16 protein-coding genes are annotated in these 19,029 nt (G+C 67.0%); 12 read left to right on the top strand and 4 right to left on the bottom strand.

What is annotated here, in order from left to right:
- The first annotated feature begins 145 nt into the window (after positions 1–145).
- From AC1DKR_RS10770 to AC1DKR_RS10725, 10 genes are all read left to right on the top strand, one after another.
- Positions 146–2,722, top strand: coding sequence for a TonB-dependent receptor plug domain-containing protein (locus AC1DKR_RS10770; RefSeq protein ID WP_478032795.1), 2,577 nt, complete (start codon positions 146–148; stop codon positions 2,720–2,722).
- A gap of 52 nt (positions 2,723–2,774) precedes the next feature.
- On the top strand, positions 2,775–3,356 hold the full coding sequence (gene msuE, locus AC1DKR_RS10765) for an FMN reductase (protein ID WP_478032793.1): 582 nt from the start codon (positions 2,775–2,777) through the stop codon (positions 3,354–3,356).
- Positions 3,357–3,359: 3 nt separating this feature from the next.
- A complete protein-coding gene (locus AC1DKR_RS10760; protein WP_478032790.1) occupies positions 3,360–4,385 on the top strand; it encodes an LLM class flavin-dependent oxidoreductase in 1,026 nt (341 codons plus the stop codon).
- 166 nt (positions 4,386–4,551) lie between these two features.
- Positions 4,552–4,914 (top strand): DUF3088 family protein, encoded by a 363-nt coding sequence (locus tag AC1DKR_RS10755; protein WP_089240600.1) that lies wholly within the window; start codon positions 4,552–4,554, stop codon positions 4,912–4,914.
- Between the two features lie 14 nt (positions 4,915–4,928).
- Complete coding sequence (locus tag AC1DKR_RS10750; RefSeq protein WP_478032788.1) at positions 4,929–5,906, top strand: LLM class flavin-dependent oxidoreductase; 978 nt, start codon at positions 4,929–4,931, stop codon at positions 5,904–5,906.
- A gap of 16 nt (positions 5,907–5,922) precedes the next feature.
- Positions 5,923–7,266 (top strand): LLM class flavin-dependent oxidoreductase, encoded by a 1,344-nt coding sequence (locus AC1DKR_RS10745; protein ID WP_447944997.1) that lies wholly within the window; start codon positions 5,923–5,925, stop codon positions 7,264–7,266.
- A 4-nt stretch (positions 7,267–7,270) separates the two neighbouring features.
- A complete protein-coding gene (locus tag AC1DKR_RS10740) occupies positions 7,271–8,491 on the top strand; it encodes a M20 aminoacylase family protein (protein WP_478032786.1) in 1,221 nt (406 codons plus the stop codon).
- Positions 8,488–9,048 carry a GNAT family N-acetyltransferase gene (locus AC1DKR_RS10735; RefSeq protein WP_313249057.1) on the top strand — a complete coding sequence of 187 codons (561 nt, stop codon included), beginning with the start codon at positions 8,488–8,490 and terminating at the stop codon, positions 9,046–9,048. Before AC1DKR_RS10740 ends, AC1DKR_RS10735 begins: the two co-directional genes overlap by 4 nt.
- Entirely contained in the window at positions 9,045–10,784 is a 1,740-nt protein-coding gene (locus tag AC1DKR_RS10730) for an amino acid ABC transporter permease/ATP-binding protein (protein WP_478032784.1), read from the top strand. Before AC1DKR_RS10735 ends, AC1DKR_RS10730 begins: the two co-directional genes overlap by 4 nt.
- Positions 10,785–10,802: 18 nt before the next feature.
- The gene (locus AC1DKR_RS10725; protein WP_478032782.1) at positions 10,803–11,777 is read left to right on the top strand and encodes an ABC transporter substrate-binding protein; all 975 of its coding nucleotides are present in this window, start codon (positions 10,803–10,805) and stop codon (positions 11,775–11,777) included.
- A 135-nt stretch (positions 11,778–11,912) separates the two neighbouring features.
- On the opposite strand, the gene AC1DKR_RS10720 is transcribed toward AC1DKR_RS10725, so the two are convergent.
- The 3 genes from AC1DKR_RS10720 to AC1DKR_RS10710 all read right to left on the bottom strand — a co-directional run bounded on the left by AC1DKR_RS10720 (position 11,913) and on the right by AC1DKR_RS10710 (position 16,434).
- Complete coding sequence (locus AC1DKR_RS10720; RefSeq protein WP_088100662.1) at positions 11,913–12,284, bottom strand: hypothetical protein; 372 nt, start codon at positions 12,282–12,284, stop codon at positions 11,913–11,915.
- A gap of 19 nt (positions 12,285–12,303) precedes the next feature.
- Entirely contained in the window at positions 12,304–15,423 is a 3,120-nt protein-coding gene (locus AC1DKR_RS10715) for a discoidin domain-containing protein (protein WP_478032780.1), read from the bottom strand.
- A 114-nt stretch (positions 15,424–15,537) separates the two neighbouring features.
- Positions 15,538–16,434 (bottom strand): LysR family transcriptional regulator, encoded by an 897-nt coding sequence (locus tag AC1DKR_RS10710; protein ID WP_478032776.1) that lies wholly within the window; start codon positions 16,432–16,434, stop codon positions 15,538–15,540.
- Between the two features lie 84 nt (positions 16,435–16,518).
- Between AC1DKR_RS10710 and AC1DKR_RS10705 the strand changes: the two genes are divergently transcribed.
- Together AC1DKR_RS10705 and AC1DKR_RS10700 are read left to right on the top strand one after the other, a co-directional pair.
- Positions 16,519–17,298 carry an NAD(P)H-dependent oxidoreductase gene (locus AC1DKR_RS10705; RefSeq protein ID WP_088100665.1) on the top strand — a complete coding sequence of 260 codons (780 nt, stop codon included), beginning with the start codon at positions 16,519–16,521 and terminating at the stop codon, positions 17,296–17,298.
- A gap of 236 nt (positions 17,299–17,534) precedes the next feature.
- Positions 17,535–17,909, top strand: coding sequence for a helix-turn-helix transcriptional regulator (locus AC1DKR_RS10700; protein WP_478032773.1), 375 nt, complete (start codon positions 17,535–17,537; stop codon positions 17,907–17,909).
- A gap of 21 nt (positions 17,910–17,930) precedes the next feature.
- Here the strand turns inward: AC1DKR_RS10700 and AC1DKR_RS10695 are convergent, their stop codons facing one another.
- Positions 17,931–19,007 carry an MBL fold metallo-hydrolase gene (locus AC1DKR_RS10695; RefSeq protein WP_478032770.1) on the bottom strand — a complete coding sequence of 359 codons (1,077 nt, stop codon included), beginning with the start codon at positions 19,005–19,007 and terminating at the stop codon, positions 17,931–17,933.
- Positions 19,008–19,029 lie beyond the last annotated feature (22 nt).

Below are 19,029 nucleotides of genomic sequence, written 5' to 3'. Positions count from 1 at the left end.
CGGTGTGTGCAGGCTGCGTAAGGTCATTACCAGCAGTCATGTGGCTGGCGCGATGTGACGGTCACATGACGCGATATCCGCTGTTGCGTGTTGGGCGTGGGCTCTTGAATGGAGGCGTGTCTCCGGCCCACCCCCACGAGCCCCCATGCCTGCTGCCCACATTCCTGCGCTGTCCACGCTCTCCCTTCTGATTGCGGCCGCCCTGGCCGCTGCCCCGGCGTATGCGGCTGAGGCCGATGCACCGTCGGCGACCACCGCCACCTCCGCCAACCTTGCCGCGTCCACGCTGGATGCGGTGGTGGTGACCGGTTCACGCACCAGCACGCGCACGGTGAAGAACAGCTCGACACCGATCGACGTGATCTCCGCCGAGGACCTGGCCGCGACCGGCCAGGCCAACCTGCTGGAAGCGCTGCAGCGCAGCCTGCCATCGCTGAGCCAGATCGGCGGTTACCAGAGCGACCAGGAAAGCCTGATCCGCGGTTACCAGCTGCGCAACCTGTCGCCGGGTTACACGCTGGTGCTGGTGAACGGCAAGCGCCGCAACGCCAGCGCGTATGTCAGTGGCGCCAACGGTGGCGGCTACCCCGGCCATGCCTGGGCCGATCTGGCGCTGATTCCGGTGTCGGCCATCGACCATGTGGAGGTGCTGCGTGATGGTGCTTCGGCCATCTACGGTTCGGACGCGATCACCGGAGTGATCAACGTGATCCTGAAATCGCAGGCGCACGGTGGCGATGTGTCGGTGGAGAGCGGGCAGAGCACCGATGGCGACGGCAGCCGCACCAGCGTGCGCGCCAACATCGGCCTGCCGTGGGGTGAGGACGGCTTCATCAACCTGTCCGGCGAGAGCACGCGCCAGCACCATGCGATCCGCACGCGGCGCTACATCGACGGCTACCTGAGTTATCCCGCCGTGGATGGCAACGGCAACCTGGTGGCGCTGCGTCCAAACAACCGCTTGCCGGCTGGAGCGACGCCGAACCCGGCCGAGGCCGGGCGCGATGCCGAGGCCAACATCATTCTCAGCTCGCCGTCGTATGCGCTGAAGGCCTTCGCGGTGAACGTGGGCCATGGCTTGGGCGAGAACGCCCAGTTCTACGCCAATGCGACCGCCAGCGACCGCACCGCGCAGGCGATCCAGAACTTCCGCCTGCCGGCAACGATCTTCACCACCTACAAGGCACCGGGCGTGCTGAGCGTGTTTCCCGATGGCTTCCTGCCAGTGCTGGAAACCAAGGAGAAGCAGTACACCGGCACGGCCGGGGTGAAGGGCCAGGTTGCGGGGTGGGACTACGACTTCAGCCTGACCGGCAACCGCAACACGGTGCGCACCTACACCCGCAATTCGGTGAACTACTCGCTGCCGTACCCGGGCTCGCCGACCGACTTCTATGACGGCAAGCTGGATTACCAGCAGGGCATCGCCAACCTTGATCTGCGTCGCGGCTTCGAGGTGGCGGCCTTCGCATCGCCACTGGAAGTGAGTGCCGGTGCCGAGTACCAGCACGAACAGTACGAACGCGGGGCAGGGCAGTGGGAGTCGTACACTGGCTTTGGTGCGGCTGCCTTTGTTGGCTACTCCACTGCCGATGCGGTGAAGGCCACCCGCAACAGCAAGGCGGTGTACGCCGGTGCAGCGACCAACATCACCTCGCGCTGGTACCTGGATGCCGCCGCGCGCTGGGAAGACCACTCGGACTTCGGCACGGTGTCGACCGGTCGGTTGACCACGCGCTTCGACTTCACCGATGCGCTGGGCGTACGTGCCACGGTCAGCAATGGCTTCCACGCGCCGAGCCTGGGCGCGCAGTTCTACCAGGCCACCGGCAGCTGCCCGTGCGGTACCACGCTGGTGGCGCAGGTCGCTTCTCCGGCAGCAGTGGCGCTGGGCGCTACGCCACTGAAGCCGGAGAAGGCCACCAACTACAGCCTCGGCGTGACCTGGGACCCGAGCCCGGCATTCCACCTGGCGGTGGATGCGTACCAGATCGACATCCGTGGCCAGCTGGGCCAGTCCAGCCAGATCGGCTACAACGCGCAGGACCCGGCGCGGGTGACCGACAACAGTGGCACCGTGCTGACCGCCGCGCAGAAGAACACCATCGACGCGCTGCTGGGCACGGCCGGCATCAGCATCCTGCCCGGTGATGCGTTCTATGCCAGCTACTTCACCAACGTGGGCGACACCCGCACGCGCGGTGTGGAGCTGACCCTGGAAGCGAACCAGGAAACACAGTGGGGCAAGCTGCGCTGGACCTACGCGGCCAACGTGGGCCGCACCACCATCCAGAAGGTGAGCGCGATTCCGCAGGCACTGCAGGGGTTGCCGAACATCAACCTGCTGACCAAATCCAGTGAGTACGCGCTGCGCTTCCGCACGCCGTCGTACACGCAGGTGGCGGGGCTGGGTTGGCAGAACGGGCGCTGGCGTTCGAACGTGGACTTCACTTACTACGGCCCGATCAAGCGCCTGAACAACGGCGTGGAGTACAAGCAGCCGCCGGTGCTGGTGACCAACCTGTCCGGTGGCGTCGAGCTGGGTGCCGGTTGGAGTGCGGCGCTGGGCATCAACAACGTGTTCGACAAGCGCACCCGCAAGGTGCCTGCGTACGCACGCAGCGCCACCGATGTGGCCAGCATCGAGACCACCTGGGACAGCGGTGATGTGCTGAGCAACGTCGGGACGTTCTGGTACGGGCGTGTCAATTACCGGTTCTGAGGTTCATGTGAAACGTCGCCGGGCATGGCCCGGCGCTACCGAGGAGGGGGTCATGTCTTCTGCATTGAATGTGGTTGCGTTGATTGGTTCGCCGACGGCGTCGGCCAACTCGCGCACGTTGCTGCTGGTGCGGCATCTGCTGGAAGAACTGCGCGAGCGGGTCAACATCAGCGTGGAGCTGGTCGAGCTGGCACCGATCGCGCGCTCGCTGGGGCAGGCGCTGCAGCGTAGTGAAGTGGAGCCGCAGGTGGAGCGCGCGCTGGCCACGATAGAATCGGCGCAGCTGCTGGTGGCGGCCACGCCGGTGTATCGCGGGTCCTATCCGGGCCTGTTCAAGCACCTGATCGACTTCATCGGGCTGGACGCTCTGGTGGATACGCCAGTGCTGCTGGCGGCTACCGGTGGCAGTGAGCGCCACGCGTTGGTGATCGATCATCAGCTGCGTCCACTCTTCAGCTTCCTGCAGGCGCATACGTTGCCGATCGGGGTGTATGCCACGCCGGCCGACTTCGACGGCGACCAGATCAACAGTGCTGCACTGCAGGCGCGTATCCAACTGGCTGCCGAGCGTGCAGCGGGGCACGTGGCGCCACTGGCGGCGGCGCTGCCGGCGCCGCTGCGCAGGATCGCCTAGGACGTGGCGGTGCAGCTGCGGCACCTGGCGTTCCTCACGCCGGGAAGCTATCTGCCGGAACAACCGCGCGCAGGCCTGGACGCGACGTTGGCGCTGATCGCGTTTGCCGAACAGCTGGGCTATGACGGCGCGTGGGTACGCCATCGCCACCTGGAGCCAGGCATCAGTTCGGCAGCGGTGTTCCTGGCGGCGGCCAGCCAGCACACAACGCGCGTCGAACTGGGCAGTGCGGTGATCCAGCTGGGCTATGAAACACCATTCCGCCTGGCTGAGGATCTGTCGTTGCTGGACGCGCTGGCCGGTGGCCGGCTGCAGGTAGGTGTCAGTACCGGCGCGCCGCCACACGGCGGGCTGGTAGGGCCCTTGCTGTACGACAGCGACCCTGCGCGCATCGACTTTTCCCATGGCCGGGTGGCGCGGTTGCTGGAAGCGCTGCGGGGTGAGCCGTTGGGTGACGCGGATGCCGAGGTTGGCAATGCCGCCACGCGCTATCGTCCGCGACTGCAGCCACACGCGCCGGGGCTGGTGGACCGGGTCTGGTATGGCGCTGGCTCTCTGCAGTCGGCGCGTTCGGCGGGTGAGCAGGGGCTGCATCTGCTGCTGGGCAACGTCAACCGTGCCGAGCTGAGTGATGACTTCTTTGGCGCGCAGTTGCAGCACCTGCAGGCCTATCGTGCGGCATTGCCGGTGGGCAGCGCACGCCGCGTGGCGGTGGGGCGGGTGCTGGTGCCCACCGAGGGTGTGGATGCGGCCGCGCGGCAGCGGATCGAGGCCTTCAGTGCCCAGCGGCATGCGCGCACCCTGGCCCCGCAAGGGCCGCGACGCACGATGTTCGCACCCGACGTGGTCGGCAGCACGGCGCAGATCATCGCGCGGTTGCAGGCCGATCCGCTGCTGCGGCAGGTGGACGAGCTTCGCGTGGAGCTGCCCTATGAGCTGCCCGAGCAGGACTACCGGCGCATCCTCACCACGGTGATCGAGGACATCGCGCCGGCACTGGGCTGGCGCGCACCTGCGCAAGCGGCGTGATGCAGCCCGTGCCCATAACGGCCGGCAGTCTGCTTATTGCCAACCTGCATCTGCATGGCCGGATCCGACCGTGGATTGTCGAGTTCCGGCGCTGGCATCGGGCCGTCCTTCTCTAGCATCGATATCGAAGCGGCAGTGCATTGCCGGCCCCAACGAGGACGATCCCGTGGCTGTAGACGCAACCCACAAACCCATCCTGTTCCTGCTGGACCGCGAGTTCGAGGACGGCCAGCTGCCCGGCCAACGCTTCTTCTGCCGGCACAGCCTGCTGCTGGAAGGTGCGCTGTCGAGCATCGATGGCCTGGACGCACAGCTGGATGTGCGCCGCATCGGCTTCAGCCGGCCGCGCCGCGAGGTGATCGCCGAGATCGGCGAGCAGGACCAGTCGCTGCCGAAGCTGGTGCTGCCACAGGGCGTGGTCAATGAGCACGCCAGTGGCGAGTACCAGCAACGCCAGTACATCTCCGGTGCCGAGCCGATCCTGGCGGCACTGAATGGCCTGCTCGGCATTCCCGTGGCCCATCCCTGAGCGAGGACGTGACGATGAGCTACCTCACCAGCGTGTTGGACAAGAGCCCGGTGGCCGACGGCAGCACGCCGGAACAGGCGCTGCGCAACAGCCTGCAACTGGCGCAGCGCGCCGAGCAGCTGGGCTATCACCGTTACTGGTTTGCCGAGCACCACGCGGCGCCGACGCTGGCCAGCCCGGCACCGGAAGTGCTGGCGGCGTGGGTGCTGGCGCAGACCCGGCGCATCCGCATCGGCAGTGGCGGGGTGATGCTGCGCCACTACGCACCGTACAAGGTGGCCGAGAACTTCAATCTGCTGGCCGCACTGGCGCCAGGACGCGTGGATCTGGGCGTGGGCAAGGCACCGGGCGGTCTGCCGGCATCGACTGCCGCACTGGCCGCGGGTCGCCCGGCATTCGCCGATTTCGACCAGCAGCTGCGTGACCTGGAAGGCTATCTGTCCGATGCGCAGGCTGATGCGCAGGCGCGGCCGATTCCGCAGACGGCGCCGGAGCGCTTCCTGCTGGGCGCAAGCCCGCAGAGCGCGCGGCAGGCGGCCGAACTGGGCTGGCGCTTCGTGTATGCCGCGCACTTCGACGGCGACCCGAAGCACATCGAGGCCGCCTTCGAGGCGTATCGCGCGGTGTCCGCGCACGCCCCGTTGCTGGCAACGGTGGCCTTCGCCGCGCCCACCAGCGAGGCTGCTGCGCGCCATATCGGCGCGTTGCGGGTCTACAAGCTGCACCTCGGCCCCGGACAAACGGTGAACCTGCCCAGCCCCGAGGCCGCTGCCGAGTACGCACGGCAGGTGGGTGTCACTGATTTCCGCGTCGAAGAAACACGCCCCAGCGTGCTCTCTGGCGACGCGCAGCACGTACGCAGCGAGCTGGATGCGCTGCACCGGCGCTTCGGCGTGGGTGAATTCATCCTCGACGCGCCGGTGGCCGACCTCGACGCACGCCTGACGTCCCTTGAACTGCTGTCGCCCGCACCCCGCGCGGCGGTGGCCTGACTGCTGGAGCGACCCCATGAGCACGACCCCGCGTCCCATCCCCTTCGGCATCATGCTGCAGGGCCCCGGCAGCCACATGCATGCCTGGAAGCATCCGTCCAACGCGCCCGATGCGAGCGTCAACCTGGGCTATTACATCGACATCGCGCGTACCGCCGAGGATAACGGCATTGCCTTTGGCTTCGTTGCCGATGGGCTGTACATCAACGAGAAGTCGATTCCGCATTTCCTCAACCGCTTCGAACCGATCTCGCTGCTGTCGGCGCTGGCGACGGCAACCAAGAAGATCGGCCTGGCCGGCACGCTTTCCACCTCGTACAGCGATCCGTTCACCGTAGCCCGCCAGTTCGCCTCGCTGGACCTGCTCAGCGGTGGCCGCGCCGGTTGGAACGTGGTGACTTCGCCGCTGGAAGGTTCGGGCCGCAACTACGGCCGCCCGCATCCGGAACACGCACTGCGTTACCAGATTGCCGATGAGTACCTTGAAGTGGTGCAGGGCCTGTGGGATTCGTGGGACGACGATGCATTCGTGCGCGACCGCGACAGCGGCACGTTCTTCGCACCGGAGAAGTTCCGGCGCCTCGACCACAAGGGCCGCTTCTTCCAGGTGGAGGGGCCGCTCAACATCCAGCGCTCGCCGCAGGGGCAGCCGGTGATCTTCCAGGCCGGTTCGTCCGACGATGGCATTGCGCTGGCCGGCAAGTACGCCGATGCGGTGTTCACCCACGCGCCATCGCTGGAGGAGACCCGTGCGTTCACCCAGAAGGTGAAGAACTCGGCGATCGCTCATGGCCGCAGTGCCGGTGACGTCAAGATCTTCCCGGGCATCGGCCCGATCGTCGGACGTACGGCGGAAGAAGCCGAAGCCAAGTACCAGGCGATTGCCGCGCTGGCCGGGCTGGACGATGCATTGGCGTATCTCGGCCGCTTCTTCGACCACCACGACTTCAGCCAGTACGACCCGGATGCGCCGTTCCCGGAGCTGGGCGATATCGGTGCAAATTCCTTCCGCTCCACCACCGACCGCATCAAGCAGGACGCGCGCGAGCAGGGCCTGAGCCTGCGCCAGGTGGCACTGGAGGCGGTCAGCCCGCGGCCGAACTTCATTGGCACGCCGGAGCATGTGGCCGAAGAACTGATCCGCTGGTTCGACGCTGGCGCCAGCGATGGCTTCATCCTCGGCTTCGCCGCGCAGCGCGAAGGCCTGGATGATTTCGTGACCCTGGTGCTGCCGCTGCTGGAAGCGCGCGGCTACCACCGCAGTGTGCTGGAAGGAGAGACCCTGCGCGACCACCTGGGCCTGCCACGCAAGGCGAGCCGTTATGCGACCGACGCCGAGCCGGCGCGGAAGGTGGGATAAGGCGATGAGCGGAGACACTTCGGTAGCGCCGGGCCATGCCCAGCGGAATTCGCCGACAACGGGCGTACTGCCCGAGATCGCGGCACGTGTCGACGACGCCATCGCGATCCGCCATGACCTGCACCAGCACCCGGAACTGGCCTTCGAAGAACACCGCACCAGTGCCCGCGTGGCCGAACTGCTGCAGCAATGGGGCTACGCGGTCAGCACCGGCATCGGTGGCACCGGCGTGGTCGGTACGCTGCAGCGCGGGCAGGGCAGTCGCCGGTTGGGCCTGCGCGCCGACATCGATGCGCTGCCGATCCATGAAGAATCCGGGCTGGCCTATGCCAGCCAGCGCGAAGGCCTGATGCACGCCTGCGGCCACGATGGCCACACCGCCATCCTGCTCTCGGCTGCCCACTACCTTGCGCACCACGGGCGTTTCGATGGGACGTTGCAGCTGGTGTTCCAGCCGGCCGAGGAAACCGGCTCGGGCGCTTCGAAGATGATCGCCGATGGCCTGTTCGAACGCTTCCCGGTCGATGCCATCTATGGCCTGCACAACTGGCCGGGCGTGCCGGTGGGGCACTTCGGCTTCGTCGACGGACCGGCGATGGCATCGGTGGACTGGGCGCGTCTGCGGGTGATCGGCAAGGGCGGCCACGGCGCCGAGCCGCAGGGCAGCGTCGATCCGATCCTGGCTGCCGCGCACATCATCACCGCGCTGCAGAGCGTGGTGTCGCGCAATGTCGATCCGCGGCAGATGGGCGTGGTCACCGTCGGCTCGATCCACGGTGGGCAGGCGGCCAATGTCATCCCCGATGTGGTGGAGCTGAAGCTGACCGTGCGCGCGTACCTGCCGGAGGTGCGCGATACGCTGCGCCGACGGGTGACCGACATTGCCGAGCAGACCGCCGCTGCCTTCGGTGCGCGTGCCGAGATCGAATTCCCGCGCGGCTTCCCCAGCGTGATCAACCACCCCGAGCAGACGGCCTACGTCCGCGAGGTGGCGGTACAGGGGTTCGGTGCAGGGCAGGTGGTGGAGGCCTTCGCACCGCGTACCGCCAGCGAGGACTTCGCCTTCCTGCTGCAGGCGCGGCCGGGCAGTTTCGTGTTCGTCGGCAACGGTGACAGCGCGCCGCTGCACAGCCCGCGCTATGTGTTCAACGACGCGGCCATCGCCCCGGCGGCCAGCCTGTGGGCGCGTCTGGCCGAGCACTATCTGGTGGAGGACGTGGCATGAGCGTGCGGTACGACAACGATCGGTTCCTGTACACCTCGGTGGACGACCCGCTGGCGCGTCCGTTGTTCGACGGCCTGGAGCAGGAGTACGACAACCGCTATGCGGACGTGCGCCGGCGTATCGGTGGCAGTGCCCGCGAGGAACTGCAGCGCTATCCGGCCGAAGCCTTCGCTGCCCCGGTCGGTGCGTTCGTGCTGCTGCTGCGCGACGGCGTGGCGATTTCCGGTGGCGCGTTCATGCCGCATCGCGATGAGGACACCGCTGAGTTCAAACGCATCTGGACGCTGCCTGGCCTGCGTCGGCAGGGCATCGCCCGGCGCGTGCTGCAGGAACTGGAAGACCAGGCTGCGCGTCAGGGCTATCGGCGCGTGTTCCTGACCACCGGCTTCCGCCAGCCCGAGGCGGTCGGCCTGTATCTCAGCCACGGCTACACCGCGTTGTTCGATCTGGATGCGGACCCGGAAACCATCGCGCATCTGCCGTTCGAGAAACATCTGGTGCCACAGTCACAGGCGGGCGACGCAGCTACCCTCGCACTGCATGGAGCGGCGGCATGAGTACGCCTTCCACTGCCATCGAGGGCATTGTCCGCCAGCCGGCTACGGCGCTGAAGATCGTGCCGGCGCGGCATCCGTTGCAGGTGATCGGCACGGTGTTGGCACTCGCGCTGATCCTGATCGGCCTGCAGTCGGTGCTGGGCAATCCGCGCTGGGGCTGGGGCACGTTCGCCGAGTGGTTCTTTGCCCGGCCGGTACTGGAAGGGTTGGGGCGAACGCTGCTGCTGACCGCACTCGGTACCGGCCTCGGCTTCGCGCTGGGCACCTTGCTGGCCTTGGCCCGGGTCTCCGGTTCACCGCTGTTGTCGGCGGTGTCGTGGGGCTACGTGTGGCTGTTCCGTTCGATTCCGCTGCTGGTGTTGTTGCTGCTGCTGAACAACCTGGGTTACCTGTACAGCACCATCGAACTGGGCGTTCCCTTCACCGGCATCAGCCTGTTCTCGTACCCGACCACGCAGCTGATCGGCGTGTTCACTGCCGCCGTGCTCGGCCTCACCTTGAACCAGGCGGCGTTCTCGGCCGAGGTGATCCGTGGTGGCATTCTGTCGGTCGACCACGGCCAGTACGAGGCGGCCGCAGCGTTGGGCCTGCCGCGTGGGCGCCAGGTGCGCCGCATCATCCTGCCGCAGGCGATGCGTTCGATCCTGCCCGCAGCGTTCAATGATGTGATCGGCCTGGCCAAGAGCACGTCGGTGGTCTACGTGCTGGCGTTGCCGGAGCTGTTCTACACCGTGCAGGTGATCTACCGGCGCAACCTGGAGGTGGTGCCGCTGCTGATGGTGGCTACCGTCTGGTACCTGGTGATCCTGACGGTGCTGTCGCTGCTGCAACGGCGGGTGGAGCAGCGCTTTGCCCGCGGCCAGCTGCAGCACGAGCGCAACGTGTCGCGGGTATCGTCTGCGGCACCGCGGCCGGCGGCGACCGCTGCACGCGTGCCCAGCCGTGCGGCATTTGCCGTGCCGATCGAGGCCGGAACGGGCGCGGCTGTGTCCCTGCAGGGAGTGGGCAAGGCCTTCGGCGAGCAGGCGGTGCTTGATGACGTGCATCTGGAACTGAGGGCCGGCAGCGTGACGGTGCTGATTGGTCCGTCCGGTGCGGGCAAGTCCACGCTGCTGCGGCTGATCAATCATCTTGAACGCGCTGACAGCGGCTTCGTCACCGTGGGCGGCCAGCTGATCGGTTACCGCCGCGACGGCGACACCCTGTACGAGCTGCCGGAAGGCGAGATCCGCCGTCGCCGCGCGGAAGTCGGCATGGTGTTCCAGGGCTTCAACCTGTTCCCGCACATGACCGCACTGGAGAACATCATTGAAGCGCCGATCGCGGTGCGCGGCATTTCGCGCGCCCAGGCCGAGCAGCAGGCACGCACCCTGCTGGAGCGGGTGGGGCTGGCCGACAAGGCCGATGCTTTCCCGCGCCAGCTGTCTGGAGGCCAGCAGCAGCGTGTGGCCATCGCCCGGGCGCTGGCCCTGCAGCCGAAGGTACTGCTGTTCGACGAGCCGACCTCCGCGTTGGACCCGGAGCTGGTGTCGGAGGTGCTGAGCGTGATCGAGGAACTGGCCAGTTCCGGCACCACGCTGGTGATCGTCACCCACGAACTGGGCTTCGCCCGCCGCGTGGCCGACCACGTGGTGATGATGGACCAGGGCCGGGTGATCGAGCAGGGCACGCCAGACGCGCTGTTTGAACATCCGCGCCAGCAACGCACCGCCGATTTCCTGGCCAAGACCCTGTAACCCCTTTCGAGAAGCGCCATGAGCCCAGCATCGCAGCGACGTCCCGCCCGCAGCACCCTGTTGATCGTCGTTGTGCTGGTCATCGGCATTGCCGGCATCGTCTATTCGCGCGTGCGCCAGGGCCCCGACGGCGTGCCCGTTGCGGCGACCTCGCTGGCGGCCAGCAACGCGCAGATACTGAAGGGCACGCCCGATCCGAAGGCGCAGGCGCTGATTCCGGCCGGCTATCGCTTCGTCACCCCGGGCGCGTTCACCATCGCCACCCATCCCGGCCAGCTGCCGTTGGCCGACTACGGTGCCGACAGCAAGGAAGTGGTGGGCGTGGAGCCGGACATCGCAAGATTGATCGCCGATGGCCTGGGCCTGAAGCTGGTGGTGGTGCCGGTGGCCTGGGCCGACTGGCCGCTGGGGCTGGAATCGGGCAAGTACGATGCGGTGCTGTCGAACGTGACGGTCACTGAAGAACGCAAGAAGAAGTTCGATTTCTCCAGCTATCGTTTCGACCTGCTGGGCATCTATACCCGCACCGATGGACCGATCCAGAAGATCGCCACACCGGCCGACGTTGCAGGGCTGAAAGTGGTGGTGGGGGCCAGCACCAACCAGGACCAGATCCTGCGCCAATGGGACAAGCAGAACATCGCCGCAGGCCTGAAACCGGTGGAGTACCAGTACTTCGATGATGCGGTGATCGGGCGGTTGGCAGTGATCACCGGCCGCGCCGACGTGTCGTTCGAGCCGAATGCCACCGGCGCCTATTCGGCGCATGATGGCAAGGTGCGCCGGGTCGGCCTGTTCCCGGGTGGCTGGCCGGACGCAGCGGCGATTTCGGTGACCACCCGCAAGGGCAGTGGCCTGGCCGATGCGGTGACCCAGGCATTGAACACCCAGATCAGCAGCGGTACCTACGCGAAGGTGCTGGCGCGCTGGAACGTAGCCGAGGAAGCGGTGCCGCAGTCGCAGACCAATCCGCCGGGGGTGCCGGGGTTCTGAAGCAGGCGTGCCAACCAACGGTTGGCACCCACCGGAATGCGAGGCGGGGCATGCCGACCAAGGTCGGCATCTACCGGAGGGCAGCCACCGGAATGCGAGGCGGGGCATGCCGACCAAGGTCGGCCTCTACCGGGGTCAGGGCTGCCAATCGATGTGTTCCAGGCGGGCGCCTCCATTGCCGTGAAAGAAACTGATCGCGGCGAAGCACGCCTCGATGCCGATGCACCACGCCAGGGGATAGCCATCCACCTGGCCATTGTCGAGGCGGAAGTAGGCGTTGCCGGCGCGGTGTTCGTTTCCACAGGAATGGAAGCCGTCGTCGCCGGGCTCGCGCAGGTACATCAGCCATGCATGCTCCGCATTGCGCAGCATGCACAGCGATGGGCCGTCGGGCACCGATGCCCACAGCTCGAACTGGGGCATGGATGCGGCCAGCGCCAGTGCGCTGGCCAGCTGATCGTCGGTAGCGGCGGCGACAGGGCTGCCATCGAGTAGAAGTTCGATCACTTCGGTTCCTGCATCGGCATTACTGCCAACGTGCCTCCAGGGTGCGGAACGGGCCATCGAGCAGCACGCCGTCCTTGTCGAAGTTCCGTACCGATCGCCCATCCACGCGTACGTCCTTGGGCAGGGTACGGCTGGGCCACCATACGCGTACCGGCGTGCCCTTGCGCAGCCCCTTGCCGAGCGACACGGTCAGGTTGCCGTCGCGCTGCCGCGCCTGCATCTGCAGTGTGCCATAGGCGGTGGGCAGGCGGTCCACGGCCAGGCCCTCGCCAGCGACCCACGAAGGGGGCGTACCCGGCAGCAGCGACAACGCGTCGTCGTCCTCGCGCATCAGCATGCCGAACAGGGTGCGGCCGTATTCGGCGCCGATCCAGGTGTGCGGCATGTCGCCCAGGTAGCGCGGGAAGCGCAACCGCGAGTGCACGACCTCGGCCAGCACCTGCCATTCCAGCGGCCTGCGATCGTGCAGCAGGCCCTGCAGCAGTTCGTCGGCCGCTTCGGGCTGGCCCAGGTGCACGTAGCTCAGCACGTTGCGGATTTCATACGGCGTGTAGGCATACAGCGCACCGGGCTGGTTGCGCTTGCGCACATCGTCCAGGTAGCGGGCGAAGGTGGTGCGCAAGGCCTCGGCGGGCAGCACCCTCTGCGCACCGGTGGGGTCCAGCGCGATCGATACACCGGTTGGATCGCCATCGCCGAGGTCGGCCGATGACGGAATGAAGTCGATACCCTTCCATGCCATCGTTGCGCGGATCGAGGCATGCAGTGCGTCATACAGCGCCTTGTACTGTTCGCGCGCCCACGTGGCGGTTTCGTGGTCGCCCAGCGATTCGGCCAGCCACGCGCCGTCATGCCAACCCTTCAGGCCCCAGTAGTCGTCCCAGTAGCTGTGGGTGGGTGAGGGATAGCCCTCGTGGCTGATCGACGGCGCAAGGATGCCGGCGAAGCGCTCCGGCGATGGCTGGTCGGCCATGTAGCCCGGCACCAGCGTGCGTTCGCGCAGTTCCTGCAGGAAGCGCAGCGCGGCCTTCACCTTGGGCAGGTAGGCACGCACGCTTTCCGGCCCGCCATCGAGCCGGGCGACGTCGGCAACGAGTGTGACGTACTGGCCCTGGCTGTCGTACTCGATGTCCGAGCCGAAGCCGGTATTGACGCTGCCATCGTCGTTGAGGATGGGCGACACCAGGCCATTGCCGTGCACGCCGTGTTCGCTGTACCAGGCCAGGTAGTCGCGTGCCACTTTGGCTTCGCCCATGCGCAGCAGCACGGCCGAGGTGGCCATGCCATCGCGGATGAAGGAGCGGTTGTAGTTGCGCGGGCCGGGCTGCATGGCCGGGCCGGTCTGGTTGATCAGCATGTAGGCGGCCTGTGCGCGCAGCATGTCCACCAGTGAAGGGTCGGGCAGGCGCAGGCCGACCTGGCCCAGCCGCGCCTGCCAATCGGCGGAGGCGCGGCTGGCCAGCGTGTCGAACGCCTTGTCGCCGTCGCGCGGCAGCGACGCGAGGTTGAGGGCCGGCGCTTCCGGCAGCACGCCATTGGCATCGGCAGTGGCGGTACCGAGCGGGAAGGCCATCACCACCGCGTCGCTGGCACCAGGGGCCAGGGTGACGCGGTAGCTCAACGCCGCCGCTGCCAGGCCTGCGGCATCGCTGGACTGCTGTGCGGCAGGCAGTTGTCCGCTGGCGATGGCCGTGGTGATCTCGGTGTCGCCTTCGTTGCCGAAGGGGGCGGTGCCAGCGGCATCCACGGCGCTGAGGGACTGCAGCAGCGTGCGGCCATTGACGCGCACGCTGTTGCCTTCGACGGCCACCTGGCGGATCGGCGACAGGCCACCGTTCTGCCACGGCGGATTCATCTGCATCGGTCGCACTGCGAGGGTCAGCGTGCCTTCGATGGCCGAACTGCCGGTGTTGCGCAGGCGATGGCGCACGAAGGTGACCGGTTGCCCGTCGCGCTCGATGGCAAAGGCTTCGCTGCGCAGTTCCAGCCCGGGCTGCGGTGACCACGTGGCAGACGGCATCGGCTTCCAGCCATCGCGCAGTGCGTGCTGCACCGGTTGTTCGGCGGCACCGGTCGCGCGGCCATCGGCACTGCGCCAGATCGGCTGCACCAGCGGTGCGCCCTTGTAGGCTTCGATGTTGCCGTATTCGTCGAAGATCGATTTCTGCCGGCCCGCATGCACGCCGACCGCGGTCCAGTAGGTCTGCTGCATGTGCAGCGAGGCCGGGAACAACGCGCGCTGCGCGCCACTGGCGGCGATCTGGTAGCGCTTCATCGGCGTCATCACCGCCTTCGGGCCGAGCAGGCGGATGCGTTTGACCTGGGGGGCATCGCCTTCCACGGTCAGCCGCAATGCCTTGATGTCCAGTGGCGCGTCGGCCGCCAGCCAGCTCTGCTGCCGGGTCGCCGCCTGCGCGTCGCGCGCCAGTTCGTGCCAGCGGCCCTGTGCGTCCTGCGCCTGCAGGCGTGCAGCGCCGTGCACGTTGGCCCAGTCCACTGCCAGCCCGGTGCTGGGCTGGGTGCGGGGCAGGGTGATATCGAGCGTGTGGATGCCGCCTTTGCCTGCGGGGATGGCAACCGTGCCGCCGCCCTGCCACAGCGCAGCGGACTGGGGGGCGTCCAGCCCGGTCACCCGTGCGCTGAGCGTGGTGTCGAGCGGCTCCATCTCGAAGATGGATACGCCCCAGTCGGAGGTGCGCTGCGGGCTGGCCAGACGCAGGTAGCGGGCCTGTCGCGGCGCGAAGTACAGGGTCTCGATGCCGCCCAGCGAATCGCCCATGACGTAGGCGCTCTGCCACTGCTTGCCGTCGAGCGAGGTCTGCAGCGAATAGCCCTCGGGGTTGGAGACATCCCAGGTGAGGCGTGCACCGGCCAGCATCGCAGGCTTGCCGAGATCGACCTGGAACCAGTGGCCGGGACTGAACGCGCCGCCGGTCACCGTCTTCGGATCGTTGTCGATCAGGTGGCTGATCGCCATCGCCGGAACCTGCTGCGACGACGCGCTGGCCTGCCATTGCGCGCGCGGTGGCAGGTTCTGTGCGGTGGCGGTGGCGGCCAGTGAGAGGCCGAGCAGCAGGGCCGCGGCAAGGCGCCGGTTCGGCAGGCAGGGAGCGGTCCAGCGGTCAGCGCACAACGTCATTGCGAAGGCCTCACATCGGCAGGGCCCGGGAACGGGCGGGCCTACGCTAGCAAGGGATGTAACCGGTTACATGACGCGTCGCAATATTTCCCGGGCGCGTCCTGGCGCGACGTTTCATGAATGCGCACAGATACGCTCGCGCAGCCAGCGATGTGCCGGATCGCGATGCACGCGTTCGTGCCAGAGCATCACCATCTCGAACCCTGGCACATCAATGGGCGCCGCAACCGCCTTCAAGGCCGGGTCCTGCGCGACCAGGCGCGAGGGCATCATCGCCACCAGGTCCGTGCGCAGCAGCACGCTGCGCAGGAACAGGAAGTGCGGCACCGACAGCACCACGTTGCGACGCGCGCCCACATGCGCCAACGCGCTGTCGGTGCCGCCATGGAAACCGCCGCCATCCGGTGACACGATCACATGGTCCAGCGCGCAGAACTGCTTGAGCGTCGGCCGCCGCTTCAGTCGTGGATGATCGCGACGCCCGGCCAGTACGTAGCGTTCCTGGAACAGCGGGCGATGGTGCAGCGAGGGAGGCGCGTCGGAGGTGATGTGGAGGGCGAGATCGATCTCGCCGCGTTCGCTCTGCGCCACCATCTGCGCCGGCGCCAGGCTGACCACGGCCAGGCGCGTGCCGGGTGCGCGCACGCGCAGGTCGGCCAATGCCGGCAGGACGATCGTGGTTTCACCGAAGTCCGACGCCATGATCCGCCAGGTCTGCGTGGCCTGGGCCGGATCGAACGCCTGCACCGGTGCGACCGCACGCTGCAGTGCAGTCAGTGCTTCGGCCAATGGTTCGCGCAGCGCATCGGCACGGGCGGTGGCACGCATGCCGCGTGGCCCCGGCAGCAGCAGCGGATCATCGAACAGGTGGCGCAGGCGCGCCAGCTGCACGCTGACCGTGGGCTGGGCTAGATGCAGGCGTTCGGCCGCGCGGGTGACGTTCTGCTCTTCCAGCAAGGCCTGCAGGGTTACCAGCAGGTTGAGGTCGATGCGACGCAGGGTATTGTCCATGGCAATGCCGAGGATTGCAGGAATTCATTTCAACTATAGCGTGGCGGCACCCAACATGGCCGGCATTCCCTCCCTGGTACCACCATGAACGTTCTGCTTGTCTACGCCCACCCCGAACCCACCTCGCTCAATGGCACCCTGAAGGCCTTCACGGTTGAGCACCTGCAGCGCGCCGGCCACACCGTGCAGGTGTCCGACCTGCATGCCATGCAATGGAAGGCGCAGATCGATGCCGACGATCATCCTGGGCGGGATCCTTCGGTGCCGTTCCACGCGTCACTGGATTCGCGCGACGCCTTCAGGACGGGCCGGCAGAGCGCCGACATCGCCGCCGAGCAGGAAAAACTGCGCTGGGCCGATGCGGTCATCCTGCAGTTCCCGCTGTGGTGGTTCTCGATGCCGGCCATCCTGAAGGGTTGGGTGGATCGCGTGTATGCCTATGGTTTTGCCTATGGCGTGGGCGAACATTCCGACCGGCATTGGGGCGACCGCTACGGCGAGGGCGCGATGTCCGGCAAGCGCGCGATGCTGGTGGTAACGACCGGTGGCTGGGAGTCGCATTACGGTCCGCGCGGCATCAATGGGCCGATTGACGATGTGCTGTTCCCGATCCAGCACGGCATCCTGTTCTATCCCGGCTTTGACGTGCTGCCCGCGCATGTGATCTACCGCAGCAGCCGTATCGATGAGGCGTCGTTGCCTGGCGTGCTGGAGGGACTGGGCGCGCGGCTGGATGGGCTGGCAAGCGATCCGGTGATTGCCTACCGGCGGCAGAACGGCGGTGATTATCTGATCCCTGCACTGAGCCTGCGGCCTGAGTTGGCAGAGGGTGAGGCAGGGTTGGGAGTTCACCTCGAACTGTGAGTGGCGCATTCGCCTCTGGAAACGCGACGGAGATTCTGTAGGTTCGGCAGTCTGGCGGCGCTCGCGGTAGCCGCCCTTGCTGACTCAGGGAGACGCAGGTCCTTTGAAGACGGAATTCAACTTCACCCTGAGATACCGCCTGCCCGATACCCTCGGGTGATCTTGGTGTCCTCGAACGGCACCTGCTCGATGCTGGATGTGGAGATGCACTGCAGGGCGTAGGGAGCCCGGCAAGGTTGGCGCTTGAATTCTGCCGTCAGGCGCCCAGCGCCCGGGAGGCCGTACTTTCCGCGCTTGCAGATGTACGACAAGCCGTACCCGATGCAGAGCTGATCGAAGTCAGTCCCGATCTGGTTGGGCTGACGGATGTCGCTGGTCTGCTGGGCATGTCACGGCAGAACATGCGCAAGTTGCTGCTCGCGCACCCGCAGACGTTTCCGGCACCGGTGCACGAAGGCAGCGCGTCGATCTGGCATCTGGCCGATATTCTTTCGTGGATGCAGGCGCGCGGCAGCCAGAAGGTCAGCAGCGAGCTGGCGGAGCTCGCTGCTGCGGCGCTGCAGATCAATGTGGCGAAGGAGCAGGAACGGCTGGTTCAGCATCCCGGCTGAGGGTCGCTGCGCGACAGGCCGTTACAGTTGCACACGCTCCCACCAGCGCGTACCAGCGGTCGGTGATTGCATGTCCAGTGCCTCGCCCATCATCGGCGTGGCCACCGGCACGTTCTTTGCGGCAGCCAATGCGCTGATGCGTTCGAACGGTTGCTGCCACTCGTGCAGGGCCAGGTCGAAGGTGCCGTTGTGGATCGGCAGCAGCCACTTGCCACGCAGGTCCAGGTGCGCCTGCAGGGTCTGTTCGGGCTGCATGTGCACGAACGCCCAGCGTTGATCGTAGGCACCGGTTTCGATCATCGTCAGGTCGAACGGGCCGTACTTCTCGCCAATGGCCTTGAAGCCATCGAAGTAGCCGGTGTCGCCGCTGAAGAAGATGCGGAAGTCGCCGTCCTGGATCACCCACGACGCCCACAGGCTGCGATCGCTGTCACCCAGGCCGCGGCCGGAGAAATGCTGGCCGGGGGTTGCGGTCAGGCGCAGGCCAGCGGCTTCGGTGGACTGCCACCAGTCCAGTTGTTCGACCTTGGCTGCATCCACGCCCCAGGCAATCAGCTGGTCGCCCACACCCAGCGGTGCGATGAAGCGCGCGGTCTTGCCGGCCAGCTTCATTACCGCCGCGTGGTCGAGGTGGTCGTAGTGGTTGTGCGAGAGGATGACGCCGGCGATCGGCGGCAGTTCGTCGATGCTGATCGGCGGCGCATGGAAGCGTGCCGGGCCCATCCACTGCACCGGTGAGGCGCGTTCGGAGAACACCGGATCGGTCAGCCAGTACTGCCCGCGCAGCTTCAGCAGGATCGTCGAATGCCCCAGGCGGAACAGGCTGCGGTCGGGCGCCGCATCCAGGGTGGTGCGGTCCAGCGCCTGCACCGGGATGGGGTGGTCGGGCACGGTGCCCTTGGGCTTGTTGAACAGGAAGGTCCACCAGATCTCCAGGCCATCACGCAGGCCCATTGCCGGTTTCGGCAGGGCATTGCGGAACCTGCCTTCGCGGTACTGCGGCGAATCGGGGAAGTCGGGGAGGGACCAGGATTTGCAGAAGGTATAAGCGGTCACGGTGAGGATTCCGAGCAGGAGGACAAGGAGCAGGCGCTTCATGGGTGACGTCCGCAGGGTACAC

Source organism: Stenotrophomonas sp. 01N47, assembly GCF_056399165.1.
This window is presented reverse-complemented; position numbering and strand designations above follow the sequence as displayed.